Source organism: Streptomyces sp. RLB3-17 (genome assembly GCF_007113425.2).
Taxonomy (GTDB): Bacteria; Actinomycetota; Actinomycetes; order Streptomycetales; family Streptomycetaceae; genus Streptomyces; species Streptomyces mirabilis_D.
Genome location: NZ_CP041610.2, coordinates 11370284 through 11386236, shown reverse-complemented (window position 1 = coordinate 11386236; position 15953 = coordinate 11370284). Strand labels below are relative to the sequence as shown.

Below are 15953 nucleotides of genomic sequence, written 5' to 3'. Positions count from 1 at the left end.
CACGCTCACCATTCACGAAGGACGGGCAGCAGCTTCTGCTCGGCCCACTCCAGATACGGCTCCTGGTGCTCGCCGCCGATCTGTATGAGGGCGACCTCGGTGAATTCGGCGTCGACGTAGGGGCGCACGGCTGCGCCGACGACGCCCATGTCGCCACCGCAGGGAATGGACTTGGCCACGTCCTCGGGCCGTACGAACTCGGTGGCACCCGCGAACGCGGCGGGTCCGGGCAGCTCGGAGTTGACCGGCCAGCCGCCGCCGAACCAGCGGAACTGATCGTCGGCGCGGGCGATCGCCGCGTCGCGGTCGGTGTCGTAACAGATGGATAGCTGGCCCGGCCCTGGGCTTGCCTGTGCCGCCGTACCGGTCGAACGCGGAGATCAGTTCCGGCCTGGGTTCGGTGGCGATCATCAAGTCGGCGGCGTGACCGGCGAGTTCGCATGAACGGTCACCCGAGACGGCGACACCGATCGGCGGGGGTGCGTCGGGCAGACCCCACAACCTGGCGTTCTCTACGTCGAAGCGGGCACCGTGGTGGTTGAGGTTCTCCCCCGCGAAGAGCGAGCGGATGATCTCCACCGCCTCCCTCGATCATCTCCAGCCGGATGTGCGCAGCGGGCCAACCGCCGTCCACCACATGCTCGTTGAGGTTCTCCCCCGAGCCGAGTCCCAGGCGGAGGCGTCCCTGGGAGAGGAGTTGCATGGTGGCGGCCTTCTGGGCCACGTCGACCGGGTGGTATCGGGTCGTCGGGCACGTCACGTACGTCATCAGTCGGGATCGGCAGCCTCAGTCCCGAGGCCGACGAAGGGGTCGCGCTGTACATCCTGGGCCACGCAGGGGTGAAAGCCGCCCTGTTCGCCTGCACCGGCGTACTCCTCGACCGGTACGGCTCGGTTGACGAACACGCCCTGCACGGGCGCGCCCGCAGGCTGCGCGGAGTCGCCGTACTGTACGTCGTCGGCGGGTTGAGCCTCGCCGGTATGCCCCCCCTTCGGCATCGGGCTCGGGAAGGCGGTGCTGGAGAAGTCGGTCGGCGGCCCGTTGACCGTGCTGTTCGTCGCCGTGTCGGCGGTGACCGCGGGCGCGGTACTCCGGGTCGCCGCGCGGGTGTTCTTCGGCCTCGGCGCCCAGCCCGGCGACGAGTCGTCGTACGAGACCACCGGCATCAGAGAGGAACCGGAGACTCGGCACCGGCTGAGCCGGGTACCGGACACCATGACCGCGGTCCCCGCCGTGCTGCTCGTCGCGTCCCTCGCCGTGGGCGCGGTACCCGGCTTCGCCGCCGCGGTCCGGCACGCCGTGCCCGGCGGGGCCGCCCCATCGCCGCACTGGACCGTTGCTGGGCTACTCCTCGGTCTCACCTCGACCCTACTGGCCCTCGGTCTGGCCACGTTCGCCGTGACCCGCACGAAGCCGCTCGGCGAACCGTCATGGATGGCTCCGCTACGACGCCTGCAGTCCGGCCACATCGGCGACTACGTGGCGTGGATGCTGGTGGGCACGACGCTGCTGGCGGCGCTGGCCCTGCCGGGCGTCCTGAACGGCTGAGCGGACCAAGGCGACAGAGGCGACGCCGACGCATGATCGAGCCGGGTCGGGATACCTCAGAGGTATGGCACGGACATCGGGACCCGGACAGCAGGTCGAGCGGCCCAGGCCGGACAAGCCCAGCAAACTGCCGAAGCGGTCCTGGTGGGCGGTGCTCAAGGGCACGATCAGGGAATTCCAGAAGGACGAACTCGCCGACCGAGCCGCCGCGTTGACCTACTACGGGGTCCTGTCGCTGTTCCCGGCACTGGTGGTCCTGGTCTCACTGCTCGGTATCGCCGGCCGGTCGGCGACCCAGCAAGTCCTGGACAACATCGAGAAACTGGCGCCGAGTTCGGCCCGGGACATCATCAGCGACGCGGTACGGCAGCTTCAGGCGCCCGGCGGCCTCGGCTCGATCGTGGCCGTGGTCGGCATCGTGGTGGCGGTGTGGTCGGCCTCCGGCTACATCGCGGCGTTCATCCGCAGTGCCAACGTGGTGTACGACATGCCCGAGGGACGTCCCGTGTGGAAGGTGCTGCCGATCCGGGTCGGTGTCACCGTGGTGCTGCTGGTCCTGACGGTGATCAGCGCACTGATTGTGGTGTTCACTGGCGGCGTGGCTCGCGCGGCCGGTGCGGCGCTTGGAATCGGTGACGCCACGCTGAAGGTGTGGTCGATCGCGAAGTGGCCGGGACTGGTCATCCTGGTCATGGTCATGATCGCGATCCTGTACTGGGCGGCTCCGAACGTGAAGGGCCGCGGCTTCCGTTGGGTCACTCCGGGCAGCGTGCTGGCCCTGCTGGTCTGGATGATCACCTCGGCGGGGTTCGCGTTCTACGTGGCTCACTTCGCGTCGTACAACAAGACGTACGGCACGCTCGCCGGCGTGATCGTCTTCCTGATGTGGCTGTGGTTCAGCAATATCGCGGTCCTGCTCGGCCTCGAATTCGACGCGGAACTGGCCCGCCAGCGTGCCGTCATCAGCGGACTCCCGAAGGGTGAAGAGCCGTACCTCCCGCCCCGTGACACCCGCGCCTGGAGCAAGGAAGACCACCGCCGTATGGACTGACGCCGCTCGCGACCGAGAACGCAGCCGAGCACACATGGGGACTACGCGCCCTCGGCAGACACCCTGTGGACTGGCGCTGCGCCCCTGCGGAGGTGGTGCGCTTGTTCACGAAGCCGGTGTCGTCGAGGATCCACACACCGTCTGCGCAGCCGAGTTGTTCGGCCACGTAGGCCCGCAGGTCGTCGCGCAGGCCCTCGGCGTCCCAGCGGCTGTGGGAGAGAAGGTACTGCAGGCCGTGTTCGAGTTCCAGGTCCCAGGTGTTCGTCGGTACACCGTGGATCACGACAAAGGACTGCTCGTCGCACTGTCATTGCCTGCGGCGCGGGCACTCGTTGGTGGGACGGTCGGCCCAGGACCGTCCCCCCCATGCCGAACCCCCGCTACATTCCCCACCGCCAGGGCGTTGGCCAGGAGAAATACAGAAGTCCGGCTGGAGTACTAGTACTCCAGCAGCACTTTGACGTTTTCCCTGTTCAGGGTCGGTCTGGGTGAGTGTAGAGGGCTGATGGCCGGCCTGTGTTCTCTTTCCCGGGCCGCCCCTCGATCGTGTGCAGCCGCCGCTGATAGTGACAGCGGTCCGGGCAGCCTCCCGGCGTGATCGACGAGCGTGCAGTTGAGATCTGGAACGACGAACTCGAGGAACTGTTCCTGCGTACCGGCCACCGCTTCAGGCGTGTCGAGCCGCGTCGCCGGATGCGTGACTACATCCGTGGACTACTGGGCCCGGTCGGCCGCAAAAACGGCTGGCAGCTGGCCGAATACGCCGGACACCGCACACCCGACCGCCTCCAGCGGCTCCTCAACGGCGCCCGCTGGGACGCCGATGAGCTCCGCGACGACCTCCAGCACTACGTAGCCGAACGGCTCGGCGAGCCCGACGGGATCCTCATCCTCGACGACACCGGCTTCCTCAAGAAAGGCACCACCTCGGCCGGCGTCCAGCGCCAGTACTCCGGCACCGCCGGCCGCACCGAAAACTGCCAGATCGGCGTGTTCGCCGCCTACGCCACCACACACGGACGCGCCCTGGTGGACCGGGAGTTGTACCTGCCCAAGACCTGGACCGACGACCGCGACCGCTGCCGCGCCGCTCACATCCCCAACGAGCGGACTTTCGCCACCAAACCCGACCTGGCCAAGGCCATGGTGCTGCGGGCGATCGCCTCACCGCTGCCGATCGCCTGGGTGACCGCGGACGCCGCCTACGGCCAGGAATGGCGGCTGCGCCACATGCTGGAGGAGACCAGCCTGGGGTATGTACTCGCGGTTCCCAAGTCCCAGCAGGTGCCCCACTTCGGACGCATCGACCACCTCTTCTCCCAAGCACCCGACGAAGCGTGGGAGAGACGTTCGTGCGGTGACGGGGCCAAGGGCCCGCGCGTCTACCACTGGGCCGCCCTGCAGATCACGCCCATCGAGGACTTCGACGACGAGATGCCCACCCACCAGCGGTGGGCACTGGCCCGCCGCAGCATCAACAAGCCCGAAGAGATCGCCTACTACCTCGCCTACGCACCGCTCGGCACCACCATCGAGCACTTGGTCCGCGTCGCCGGGACGCGCTGGGCCATCGAGGAAGCCTTCCAGGCCGCGAAGAACGAATGCGGCCTCGACCAGTACGAAGTCCGCCGCTACACCGGCTGGATGCGGCACATCACCCTGGCCATGCTGGCGCATGCCTTCCTGGCCGTCATGGCCGTCGACGCCGCGGCAAAAGGGGCAGCAGAAACGGTTCCTGCCTCGCGCCCCTCACCGTGGCAGAAATTCGGCGGCTCCTGGCAACTGGCCACTCATCCATCGCCGTTCACCAGCCCCTCATCAGCGCACGCGCGTTGAGGTGGTCACACTGGCGCAGACGACGCCAAGCCGTCGCCCGCCGCTGTCACTATCAGCGGCGGCTGCACACGATCGAGGGGCGGCCCGGGAAAGAGAACACAGGCCGGCCATCAGCCCTCTACACTCACCCAGACCGACCCTGAACAGGGAAAACGTCAAAGTGCTGCTGGAGTACTAGTGTCCTGCGCCAGTAGTTGATCGTTAGAAGTTGCGTGACTTCTGCTGCTGGTGCGTCAGCTCCTCGTCGGGGCCCGAAGCTGGAACCGTTGCTGCTGTCTGATGATGAGCGGGCGGTGTTGGAACGGTGGACGCGTCGGGCGACATCGGCCCAGGCGCTGGCCCTGCGGGCTCGGATTGTGCTGGCGTGCGCGGGTCTGGAGGTACCGCCGATCGTCGCGGTCGCCCGGGATCTGCGGGTGACCGCGGACACCGTCCGCAAGTGGCGCCGACGCTTCCTCGCCGAGCGGCTGGACGGGCTGGCGGACGAGCCCCGGCCGGGCCGGCCGCCCACCATCAGCGTCGATCAGGTGGAAGCCGTCGTGGTCACCACGCTGGAACAGCTCCCGAAGAACGCCACCCACTGGTCGCGGACATCGATGGCGCAGCACAGTGGTCTGTCGAAGTCGACCGTGGGCCGGATCTGGCGGCAGTTCCAGCTCAAGCCGCATCTGACGGACACCTTCAAGCTGTCGACGGACCCGTTGTTCGTGGAGAAGGTCTACGACGTCGTGGGCCTGTACTTCAACCCGCCCGAGGGTGCGGTGGTGCTCTCGGTGGACGAGAAGTCGCAGATCCAGGCACTGGACCGGTCCCAGCCGGTGCTGCCGATAATGCCGGGCATGCCCGAGAGGCGCACCCACGACTACGTGCGCAACGGCCTGACCACCTTGTTCGCCGCGTTCGATGTCGCCACGGGTGAAGTCATCACTGCCCTGCACCGCCGGCACCGGGCCGTGGAGTTCAAGAAGTTCTTGATCCGGATCGACAAGGAGGTACCCGCTCACCTGCAGGTCCACCTGATCGTGGACAACTACGGCACCCACAAGACACCGGTGATCAAGTCCTGGCTGGCCAAACACCCGCGGTTCGAGCTGCACTTCACCCCGACCGGCTCGTCCTGGATCAACCAGGTCGAGAGGTGGTTCGGCTACCTCGCCCACCAGATGATCCGCCGAGGCGCACACAAAAACATCCAGGCCCTCGAAGCCGACATCCGGGCATGGGTCAAGGACTGGAACGAAGCCCCCAAGCCGTTCGTCTGGACCAAGACTGCCGAAGAAATCCTCGACTCCCTCGCCCGCTTCTGCCGACGGATCTCTGGCGCAGGACACTAGGAGCAGCCGGGTACGGTGCTGGGGCTACCACAGTTGTTGAGCCGGTTACGGACGATGGGACTGGCGTCCCGCGTCACCGTGCCGCTGGCTTTGAAGACGCCGCCACCGTCTGCTCCCGTTCCCAGCGCCTGGTTGTTGGTAACCGGGCTACGGGTGAGAGCCACCGAGCCGGAGCCCGTATTGAAGATGCCGCCACCGCGGGAGTTCGTGCCGTTGGTGGTGTTGCCGGCGACGGGGCTGCTGGTGAGCTGCACCGTGCCGTTAGTGTTGAAGATGCCGCCGCCCTGCGCATTGGCACCGGTGGTGGTGTTGCCAATGACCTCGCTTCTCTTCAGCGTCATGGTTCCGGCTTGCGCGATGCCGCCACCCTGCGCATTGTTACCGGTGACGTCGTTGCCGATGACCCGGGTGCTGGTCAACGTCACCTTCGTGCCGACGGCAGCGGCGATCCCGCCGGCCAGGATGGTTGCGTGGTTGCCGGTGATCCTGCTTCTGTCGAAGGTCGCCGTGCCGGAACCTCCGAATGGGTTGACAAACACGGCCCCGCCGGCACGCGCCTTGTTGTTGTGGAGCGTGCTCCTGTTGACGCTCACCGCGCCACTGTCATTGTCGATGGCCCCACCAAAGGTGTCGGCGGTGTTGGTGGTGAGGCTGGAGTTGTTCAACGTCAGTGCGGAACCGGCGCCATTGAGCCAGATCGCACCACCCCGTCCGCTGCCAAGGCCAGTGGACGCGTGACCGTTGCTGAGGGTCAGGGTGTTGAGAGTGAGGTTTCCATTGGGGCCGTCGATTTCGAAGAAACGGAAATTGGCCGCGGTTGCGGCTCGGGTGATGATGTCGCCGCATCCGTTGATCGTAACGCTATTCTTGATGACCGGCAGTCCGTTATCGTCGTTCGGCGGTACGGTGTCGGCGAGGGTGTAGGTGCAGCCGGGCCTGAGGTTGACCGTGCCGCCCACTGTGGCGACAGAGCCGATCGCGGCTTGCAGGTCGCTCTCGCTGCAGCTGGTCACGTTCACAATCGGCGCCCGGCTTGTGCCACTAGTGGTTCTGCTCGTCTCGACGGAGGGAGTACCGAGCCCCGGGTTGGTAGGCGCCGTAGCCGACTGCGACACGCCGAGTAGGTCCGGACCCGGTGTGGCAGGTTGTGCGGCAGCGGGCAGCATAACGACGTCAAAAGCGGCGATGGTGAGTCCCATGACAATGGGGGCGATACGAGAGATGCTCTGACGCATCGGGGCTCCTTCGCCCTCTCTGACATCGTCGGGTGAGACGCCCCGAAATGATCAGATATTGTGGGCGGGCACGACAGGAGCATCACCCGCATGACCAGCACCAAGCCTTCCGAGCAGGATCCCGCGCCGCGGCCGAAGCGGCGCCGCTTCACCCCCGAGTACAAGCTGCGGATCGTCGCCGAGTACGACGCGGCCCCCACCGGGGACAAGGGCGCCATCCTGCGCCGGGAGCGGCTGTACCACTCCCACATCATCGAGTGGCGCCAGGCCAGGGACGCCGGCGCGCTGGAGAAGCTGACCGACCACCGCACCAGCCCCTCCCGCCCGAAGAAGCACCCTGCAGAGGCCGAGAACGACAAGCTGCGGCGGCGGGTGGAGCGCCTGGAGGAGGAGGTCGCGAAGCGGGACGCCGCGCTGGAGGTGCTGGGAAAAACACACGCGCTCTTGGAAGCACTCTCCAAGAGCGCGGACTGAAGGACGCCCTGGAGCCTCTCCTCCACGAGGCCGTGGAGGACCTGGCCCCGTATCTGGGCATCGTGGCTGCGTGTCGGATCACCGGACGCTCCCGGGCCACCCACCACCGGCGGCTGAACCCTGCCCCGCCCCGGGCGAAGACGCCGCGTCCGGCGCCGGTCAACGCACTGTCGGCCGTCGAGCGGCAGGCGGTGCTGGAGCTGATGAACCGGCCCGAGTACGTGGACCTGCCGCCCGCGCAGATCTACGCACGAGAGCTGGACGAGGGCCGCTACCACTGTTCCGAGCGCACCATGTACCGGATCCTGAAGGAGGCCGGGCAGGACGGTGAACGCCGCCGTCAGGCGACCCATCCGCCCCGCACGGTTCCCGAGCTGGTCGCCAACGGGCCCTCCGAGGTGTGGAGTTGGGACATCACACGCCTGGCAGGTCCGGCGAAGGGGGTCTGGTTCCACGGGTACGTGATCCTCGACATCTACTCCCGCTACGCCGTCGGCCACACCGTCGAGGCGGCCGAATCCGCCGCGCGGGCAGAGGAATTGATCCGTGAGGCGATCGACCGCAACGGCATCGTGCCGCACACCGTGCACGCCGACCGCGGCACCTCGATGACCTCCAGGCAGGTCTCCCAGATGCTCCTCGATCTCGGTGTGACCCGTAGCCACTCCAGGCCCAGGGTCAGCAACGACAACCCGTTCAGCGAGAGCCAGTTCCGCACCACGAAGTACCAGTCGGACTACCCCGAGCGCTTCGATTCCCTCGCCCACGCACGGGAGTGGATGGACGCGTTCATCTCGCACTACAACCACGTCCACCGGCATTCCGGGATCGGCTACCACACCCCCGCCAGCGTCCACTTCGGCACCGCCGAACTCGTCCGCGAGCAACGGGCAGCCACCCTCACAGTCGCGTTCGAGCAGCATCCCGAACGCTTCAACCGCCGGCCGGCGCCGCCGAAGATTCCTCAGCAGGCGTGGATCAACGACCCCGCACGACGGCGCGAACCACAGCAACACAGTTCATAGCCGCATATGCGTTTCATTTGACTTGACAGCTACCGTCGAGCGGATCGCGAGTGTCGTTCCCGTAAGTGGTACCGGAACACCAACAGAAATGATTCATGTCGGATGAATCGGCGGGAAGGCAACACGCCCAGCTGCGATCACAATTCAACCGAGAGGCCCTCACCTGAATAGCCGCCAGTGACATATCGCACGCGCACTCACGGCGGCAGTAAATTCCATACGGACACCATTCGGTGACGGTGCACTCGGAAGCGCTGAGCGCGATTCGCCAGGGTATCTACGCGTCAACCGTAACCAAAGTCCACCGCAATCTGCTGGGCGCCAGAGGGCGGTTCGCATCGGTTCGCGTGCTCCGACCTGCGTTGATCGGTGCTATCGGCAGACGAGGCTCGATCGAGCCATCCTGCGGCAGAGTTGGCAGGGCTTTATCATGCGATATGGGAGGCGGAGTCGCGTTCCGGCAGATCAGGACGTTCCAGCGCGGGCCGGTCGTGGTCCTGCGCTCGGGTGACCCGGATCTGGTGCGTCAGGAGATCTGGGCGCACCCCCTGACTGTGCATCACCGCCTTACGCGGATCATCGTAGGTCTGGCCGACGACAACGGGATCGATCCGGGCCGCGTCTCATTCATCCAGGTCCTCAAGCACTCGCGGCGCAGCGTAGTCCGCCCATGCTCGGACACGCCCACGAAGATCAAAGAGTTCCTGGTCATGCTGGCAGCGAAGGCGCATCGGAAGCTCGGCAACGGCATCAGGCGCCTGCGGGAAGCGGACTGGTACCTGAAGCGCCCCGGCTCGAAGGACTCCTCGAAACTCTCCTATCGGATCAACACGCGCGATCGGCGGCCGACGCGGCGGATCATGACCAAGGGTAGCTTCAGGGACGTGGAGGACAGCCCCCTGTCCATCACGGATCGTCGCGAACAGGACGTTGACACGTCGTCGAGCCAGGGCGAGCACGGCCCGCTTGTGCTGTTTCTTCTCGGCCCGCTTGCCGCGCCCCAACTCCCGTCACCACTGCGGCTTGACAACAACACGCGGAGGTGGAGTAGCCGTGACTCAACGTGTCATTGGTGAGCCGGAGCGCGTGAGTGCAGGGGCCGCTCCGCAAGGTGGCGGCCTCCCTCTTTTCTGGGACCCTGATCCCTGTCGTCAGACCGCCTCCGTCGCACATCGGCCCGTTACTCGTACCGGTATTTCAGCGAGTCCGCCTCCGCCTGCTCGATGTCGGCGATCGTCAGCTCCGGCATCCGCAGTTGGGCCAGCGTCACCTCGGCCGAGGTCGGCTGGGCGTCGGCCGGCAGCCACTGCTCCGGCTTCCAGGCCCCGCTGCGCAGCAACGACTTGGGGCAGTGCGGGTAGACCTCCTCGATCCCCAGCACCAGCGCACTGGCCGGCGGCTTTCCCACGGCGGTCAGCTGCGACAGCAGCTCCGGGCGGGTGGAGACGACAGCTCTGCCGTTCACCCGCAGAGTGGTGGTCCGCCCGGGGATGACGAACAGTAGCCCGGCCCGTCCGGTGGCGATGACGTTCTGCAGGGTGTCCAGCCGCTTGTTGCCGGTCGCGTCCGGTATCGCCACCGTCCGTGCGTCCAGGACGGCGACGAACCCGGCGGGGCCGCCGCGCGGCGAGACGTCGCAGTTGCCCTCGGCGTCCGCGCTGGCGACCAGGACCAGCGATGAGCAGCCGATCAACCGCCGGGTGTGCTCGGTGAGTTCGGTCATCTGCTTGCGCACGGCCGCGTCGCCGGGGAGTTCGTACGCCCGGCGCAACGCCTCCTGGTCGGGCACGGCGTCGAGGCGGAGCGAGTCGAAGGCACTGCCGGCAAGGGGTGTCGTCATGCCTCCGACCCTAACGAGCCGACCTGCGATTGACCTTGGTCGGTGGGCGGGGACGTAGGGACGGCCGCGCAAGTCGTCTGGTGTGTGACGATCAAGTAGGCCCGAGGGGCCATGTCCCATCCTGCCTCCTGCGGGCTGTCGCGCCAACATCAGGGCGAGTTGGCCGCGGAACTCGCCCCCGCTGGGTGGCGCGCTGTGAGTCCGGGCGTCGTGGGCGACGTGAGGGCGACCGTCGGCGGAAGGCGGTGGCCGGCCCGAAGTACGAACTGGTCTTCATCGACCGGCTCCTGGTGACAACGGGCCATCTGCGGACCGGGCTCACCCATAAGGCATTGGGCGTGCTCTACAAGGTGGGGTCTTCCACGATCGGCCGGGCGATCCGGGAGGTCCGCCCGCTCTCGGCGGACCGTGGGTTCGCCGTCCCCGACCGGCCCGGCATCCGGCTGCGGACCCTGGAGGACCTGTTCGCCGATGCCGCGGCCGAGGACGTCACCATGCGGATCGACGGGAAGGAGACCCAGGTCCGCCGCCCACGGGCGGGTCGTCCCGGCCGACGGGCCTTCGTCTCCGGCAAGCGCAGGCAGAACACCGTCAAGATCACGACGATCAGCGACGGCCGGGGCCGCACCCTGTGGTCCGGGGCCCAGCGCCGAGGCCGGATGCACAACCAGACCTCCGTGCGCACCGAGGGCATCGCCGAGCAGTTCCACCAGCGCCCCGGCGTGAGAGCCGAGGTCGACAACGGCTACCGCGGCCTGGCCAGCGAGTCCCTCGACCAGGTCAGCGCCCCGCCAAAAGCCGAAGGGCATGAAGGCTCCGAACGACAGTCCGGTCACCGAGCGGTACGGCTGGCGTGACATGAAACGAGGCCAGTCCTTGCGCCGGATCTGCGTCAAGCACGCCACCGCCGAAGTCCGCCAGTGCGCCCGCTCCAGCGATACACCGGCCACCGGCCACCGGCCACCGGAGAAACCTACGGCGAAACCCGCCTCGCCATCGACGCCATGGTCTCCGATCGCGCCGCCAAACAACCCACCCGGCACAACGCGAGCACCGAGCTGGTGCACGTCCGCGCCACGGCCTGCTGAACCACCCGCTTGCCGAACCCACAGACCAACACGCCCCAAGATCAATCGCGGGTCAGCACGTTGGAGCGCCGCGTGCTTCCTCTCGCGTGGAGAGGACCACCGTCCGGACGGCCGTCCACCGGAATGCGGCCCTCCCCCCTCCCCCCGCCTGCTACCTCCGTGTCTCGATCGCTAATATCGGGCCATTCTTCGATTGCCGTCACAGAAATGACACATTTTTCGGGCGTTGGCAACACCCGTTCGCCCCGGGCCTACGCTGTGCCGGTGACCAGTGTCGATGTCGCCGCAGGACCGACCGCCGAGAGCGGTCCCGAGCCGCGTACCCAGTCCCTGATGCTGACCTTCTTCGGTGCTCATGTGCTGGGGCGGCCGATCGCCGTGTCGTCAGGGAGCGTGATCGCCGCTCTCGGAAGGTTGGGCAGTACCGAGGAGGCGGTGCGGACCACCCTGAACCGGATGGTCAAACGCGGCCTGCTGGAGCGTCGTCGCCAGGGCCGGAAGACCTACTTCGGGCTGACACCGCACGCCGTCCAGGTGCTGACGGACGGAAGGGACCGCATCTGGCGGACCGGCGCGGTGAACCGGGACTGGGACGGCCGGTGGACGATGGTGGGCTTCTCACTGCCCGAGGCATGGAGCCGCGAGCGGCACGACCTGCGCTCCCGGCTGATCTGGGCGGGCTTCGGCCCACTGCAGAACGGCCTGTGGGTGGCCCCGGCGCGCGTCGACGTCCGTGAGATGGTGGCGGGTCTCGGCCTGGAGCCGTATCTGCGGGTGTTCCGGGCAGAAGTGGAGACGCCCACCGACGTCCGTGAGGTGCTGGAGCAGGCGTTCGACGTGCCGGCCATCGGTGCACGGTACCGGGCGTTCCTGGAGCGCTGGGACCGCACCGACCCGCTTCCCGCAGCGGTCTCCGGCGACGAACTCGCAGGCCAGCTCCTGCTGCACACCGACTGGCTGGACCTGGTGCGACGGGACCCGCATCTGCCCGCCGAGCACCTTCCGGCGGACTGGCCCGCCGCTCAGGCGGAGACGGTCTTCCGCGGCCTGGCCAGCCGTTGGGAACGCCCGGCCGCGCTCGCGGCCGCCCGACTGCTCGACACCCTGACACTGGCCTGATCCGCGCCCGGCCTTCGCCCTCGAGTCCCGTGCATCCACACGCGGACCCGTCTGACGCATTATTGGGCAGTCTATTGACGGCGATGAAAAAAGAGCCCTACATTCGCAGCGCTCTTCCCGCTCGCTCCCCCACTCGGTCCCCCTCGACTCGCGGAGCCGCCGCCATGCCCCGACCCCGTCTTTCGACCCTCGCCGCCGCCTGCGCAACCGCCCTCGCGACCGCCCTGATCGGGCCGGCGACCAGCGCCCAGGCCACGACCGCCGATCACTACTCCGGCACCCTGTCCGACGGCGCCACCTGGATCGCGGACAAGCCCACGCGGTGGAACGGCAGCCTGCTGCTGTTCAGCCACGGCTTCGGACCGACCACCGCCGCCGACGCCCCGTCGACCGCGGTGCGCCAGGCCCTGCTGAACGCCGGCTACGCGCTCGTCGGCTCTTCCTACGACCCGAACGGCTCGATGTGGGCGCTCGACTCTGCCGAGCGGGATCAGTTCGCCGCGCTCAACACCTTCCGCCGACAGGTCGGTACACCAACCCGGGTCATCTCGGTGGGCCAGTCCATGGGCGGCCTCATCAACGCTCAGGTCGCCCGCGACGGCGTGGGCCGCGTCGACGGCTCGCTCGGCCTGTGCGGCCTGGTCGCAGGCGGCGTAGATCTGGACAACTACCAGCTGGACGCCGAGTACACCCTGGCCGCGTTCTTCGACCCTGCCGATGCCGACAAGCTCGTGAACCTGGACAGCCAGACCGACGCCGGGGCCCTCGCCGACCGGCTCACGAAGGCGGTGGAAACGGCGCAGCAGACCCCGGCGGGACGCGCCCGGATCGCCCTGGCTGCCGCCTACCTCAATCTGGCCGACTGGGCTCCCGGCCGGCAGCCGCCCGCGCGCGACGACTTCGCGGGCCAGGAGGAGCAGCAGTACGCATGGCTGGCTCAGGGCCTGCTCGGGTTCATCGTCCCGGCGCGCTGGTCGGTGGAGCAGTCCGCCGGCGGCAACACGTCCTGGAACAAGGGCGTCGACTACGCCGGGCTGCTGCGCAAGTCCGCCCACGCCAAGCAGGTCGAGGCGCTCTACCGCGACGCCGGGCTCGACCTGCGCAACGACCTGAACCGGCTCACCCGCGGTGCGGACGTCACAGCCGACCCGGCCGCAGTGGCTCATCTGAAGCGGACCTCCACGGCCGGTCAGGGCCTGGCCGTACCGCTGCTGGACATCCACACCACCGCCGACCAGCTGGTGCCCGTCGAGCAGGAGTCGGCCTTCGCCGGGCGGGTGCGCAGGGCCGGAGACTCCGCGCTGCTGCGACAGGCCTATGTGGCACGTCAGAGCCACTGCAACTTCACCATCGCCGAAGTGCTCGCCGGGCTGCACGTCGTGGAGCACCGGCTGGAGACCGGGCACTGGGACAACTCCGCCACCACCGCCGAACTCCAGCACAGCGCCGACGAATTGGGCCTCGACGGCGCCGCCTTCACCGACTACCGGCCGAATCGTCTGACCGGTACCCGCTGATCCCGAAGCGTCCTCTCCCCGTCCCAAGCTCGCGCACCTCAGGAGCCCTCCGTGTCGATGACGACCGAACCCGCCGCCAGAACCGCCACCGGCCGCGGCCTGACCACCGGCACCCTGGTCGCCGGTCTCCTCGCCGTCTGCCTCGCCCAGATCGGTCTGGCCATACCGGCCACCCTCAATGGGCTGTTCCAGTCCGACCTGCACCCGGTCGGCTCGCAGCTCACCTGGATCTCCGACGCCTTCCTGCTCCCGGTCGCCGTACTGGAGCTGACCTTCGGCCTGCTCGGTGACCTCTTCGGCCGCAAGCGGCTGCTGGTCGGCGGCGCTTCGCTGCTGGCCGTGGGCGAGCTGGTCAGCGCCACTGCCTCCGGCATCCACCAACTCTGGGCCGGACAGGCCCTGGCGGGCCTGGGTGCCGCCGCCCTGTTCCCGACATCGCTGGCCATCCTGGCCGCCGGCACCACCTCGCCCGCACAGCGGGCCCGGGTCATCGCGATGTGGGCAGCCCTGCTCTCCACCGGCGGATTCCTCGCCCCGCTGCTCGGAGGCATCACCGCCACCTACGGTTCGTGGCGATGGTCCTTCGTCGTGGTCACCGCCATCGCAGCGGCAAGCGCCGCCGTCAGCGCCCTGTTCGCCGTCAACTCCAGTGCCCCCGGAGGGCGTTCACTCGACGTAGCGGGCCAGCTGACCATCGGTCTCGGCTTGTTCTCCCTGCTCTACGCCATCATCCAGGGCCCGACGGACGGCTGGGCCTCACCCTCGATCGTCATCGCCTTCGTCCTGGCAGCCGTGTTCCTCGCCGCCTTCGTCCTGGCCGAGAAGCGCGCCAAGTCCCCGCTCCTTCGCCTGGACCTGTTCCGCAACCGCGCCTTCGCGGTGGCCTCGGTCGTGGCCGTGGTGGGCATGTTCGCTTTCCTGGGCACCGCCTACGCCGTCAGCATCCGGCTCGGCCCGGTACAGGACCAGGCCCCGATGCGGACAGCACTGGCATTCGTCCTGCTCAACGGCATCACCCTGGTGATGCTGCCACTGACGGAACGGCTGCTGACAACCGCGGCACCCGGGCTGCTGCTCGGCGCGGGACTGCTGCTGATCGCGGCGGGAGACTACTGGGCGGCCACACTGCCGATCACCGACAGCACCTTCACCTCGCTGATCCTGCCGCTCGGACTCGTCGGCCTGGGCTTCGCGATCACCGTCTCGTCGATCACGGCAACAGCTGTCAACACCGTGCCAGTACACCTGGCCGGCATGGCCAGCGCCACCACCAACCTGCTGCGAGACTTCGGCTTCACGCTCGGCCCCGCCGTCATCGGCGCCGTGGCCCTGAGCCGCGCGGCAAACAACTTCTCCGACTCCCTGCACGACTCCGCCCTCCCCGCGGCACTGAAAGGCGCAGGTACGGCCGTACTCGAAGAGGGCGGCCCACTCGCGGTCAACGGCGCCTCCACAGCGTCACCCAAACTGGCCGACCTGCACCCACTCGCCCTGGACGCCCTCGGCCACGGCTACTCCATCGGCTTCATCGTCTGCGGTTCAGCCGCACTGCTCTCCGCACTACTGGCCCTCATCACACTCCACAGCCGAACCACCCCACACGCCGATCCCACAGAGCGCTAGTGCCAGATCCCCGCTTGGGTCCGGTGGTTCTCCGTCACGGTCGCAATCGCTTACCGCGCCCGGGTGGCACGCCAGGCGTCCACAGGCCTCGCGCGGTGGAGCCCGATGATCCAGCCGTGCCTCCCCCTCATTCGTGGAGCGATCAGGAACAGCCAGCAACAACTCGTTCTTCGCGTCCAGGAACATCGCGAGGTTGTTCGCCGTGAATGGAGGAGCCCGAGCTCCGAGTCGCCGGGGCGCCACCCGCGTAGGCGGCGAAGTG

13 protein-coding genes and 2 pseudogenes are annotated in these 15953 nt (G+C 68.0%); 11 read left to right on the top strand and 4 right to left on the bottom strand.

From position 1 onward, the window contains the following. Positions 1-5 precede the first annotated feature (5 nt). Positions 6-781: pseudogene (locus tag FNV62_RS51350) on the bottom strand (TIGR03557 family F420-dependent LLM class oxidoreductase); the annotation flags it as partial. Between FNV62_RS51350 and FNV62_RS51345 the strand changes: the two are divergent. Next, positions 772-1549 (top strand): annotated as a pseudogene (locus FNV62_RS51345) (proton-conducting transporter membrane subunit); the annotation flags it as partial. The pseudogenes FNV62_RS51350 and FNV62_RS51345 sit on opposite strands and share 10 nt — an antisense overlap. 64 nt (positions 1550-1613) lie before the next feature. Then, entirely contained in the window at positions 1614-2600 is a 987-nt protein-coding gene (locus FNV62_RS51340) for a YihY/virulence factor BrkB family protein (RefSeq protein WP_143610795.1), read from the top strand. Here the strand turns inward: FNV62_RS51340 and FNV62_RS51335 are convergent. Continuing rightward, entirely contained in the window at positions 2512-2883 is a 372-nt protein-coding gene (locus tag FNV62_RS51335) for a transposase (RefSeq protein ID WP_143630259.1), read from the bottom strand. The genes FNV62_RS51340 and FNV62_RS51335 overlap by 89 nt on opposite strands. A gap of 314 nt (positions 2884-3197) precedes the next feature. Between FNV62_RS51335 and FNV62_RS51330 the strand changes: the two genes are divergently transcribed. Together FNV62_RS51330 and FNV62_RS51325 are read left to right on the top strand one after the other, a co-directional pair. Continuing rightward, positions 3198-4436, top strand: a complete 1239-nt coding sequence (locus FNV62_RS51330; RefSeq protein ID WP_375336837.1) for an IS701 family transposase — start codon at positions 3198-3200, stop codon at positions 4434-4436. A gap of 212 nt (positions 4437-4648) precedes the next feature. After that, the gene (locus FNV62_RS51325; protein WP_143614479.1) at positions 4649-5770 is read left to right on the top strand and encodes an IS630 family transposase; all 1122 of its coding nucleotides are present in this window, start codon (positions 4649-4651) and stop codon (positions 5768-5770) included. Here the strand turns inward: FNV62_RS51325 and FNV62_RS51320 are convergent. Next, positions 5767-7005 (bottom strand): hypothetical protein, encoded by a 1239-nt coding sequence (locus FNV62_RS51320; RefSeq protein ID WP_143630261.1) that lies wholly within the window; start codon positions 7003-7005, stop codon positions 5767-5769. The two genes, FNV62_RS51325 and FNV62_RS51320, sit on opposite strands and share 4 nt — an antisense overlap. Positions 7006-7095: 90 nt before the next feature. Between FNV62_RS51320 and FNV62_RS51315 the strand changes: the two genes are divergently transcribed. Both FNV62_RS51315 and FNV62_RS51310 read left to right on the top strand, forming a co-directional pair. Continuing rightward, positions 7096-8504, top strand: a protein-coding gene (locus FNV62_RS51315; protein WP_399221741.1) for an IS3 family transposase whose coding sequence is annotated in 2 segments (ribosomal slippage) — positions 7096-7462 and positions 7462-8504 — 1410 coding nt in all. Because the reading frame shifts where the segments join, the coding sequence is not laid out codon by codon here. Between the two features lie 233 nt (positions 8505-8737). Next, positions 8738-9580 (top strand): hypothetical protein, encoded by an 843-nt coding sequence (locus FNV62_RS51310; RefSeq protein WP_164331418.1) that lies wholly within the window; start codon positions 8738-8740, stop codon positions 9578-9580. 104 nt (positions 9581-9684) lie between these two features. Here the strand turns inward: FNV62_RS51310 and FNV62_RS51305 are convergent, their stop codons facing one another. Beyond that, entirely contained in the window at positions 9685-10344 is a 660-nt protein-coding gene (locus tag FNV62_RS51305; RefSeq protein ID WP_060894529.1) for an MSMEG_1061 family FMN-dependent PPOX-type flavoprotein, read from the bottom strand. A gap of 245 nt (positions 10345-10589) precedes the next feature. Between FNV62_RS51305 and FNV62_RS56555 the strand changes: the two genes are divergently transcribed. The 5 genes from FNV62_RS56555 to FNV62_RS51285 all read left to right on the top strand — a co-directional run bounded on the left by FNV62_RS56555 (position 10590) and on the right by FNV62_RS51285 (position 15691). Beyond that, positions 10590-11201 (top strand): transposase, encoded by a 612-nt coding sequence (locus tag FNV62_RS56555; RefSeq protein WP_225900709.1) that lies wholly within the window; start codon positions 10590-10592, stop codon positions 11199-11201. A gap of 63 nt (positions 11202-11264) precedes the next feature. After that, positions 11265-11432 (top strand): hypothetical protein, encoded by a 168-nt coding sequence (locus tag FNV62_RS56550; protein ID WP_225900708.1) that lies wholly within the window; start codon positions 11265-11267, stop codon positions 11430-11432. 258 nt (positions 11433-11690) lie between these two features. Then, positions 11691-12551: a PaaX family transcriptional regulator C-terminal domain-containing protein gene (locus FNV62_RS51295; RefSeq protein ID WP_143611713.1), complete on the top strand. Its 861-nt coding sequence runs from the start codon at positions 11691-11693 to the stop codon at positions 12549-12551. 164 nt (positions 12552-12715) lie between these two features. Next, the gene (locus FNV62_RS51290) at positions 12716-14068 is read left to right on the top strand and encodes an alpha/beta hydrolase (protein WP_143630245.1); all 1353 of its coding nucleotides are present in this window, start codon (positions 12716-12718) and stop codon (positions 14066-14068) included. A 57-nt stretch (positions 14069-14125) separates the two neighbouring features. Beyond that, the gene (locus FNV62_RS51285) at positions 14126-15691 is read left to right on the top strand and encodes an MFS transporter (protein WP_143604755.1); all 1566 of its coding nucleotides are present in this window, start codon (positions 14126-14128) and stop codon (positions 15689-15691) included. Positions 15692-15953 lie beyond the last annotated feature (262 nt).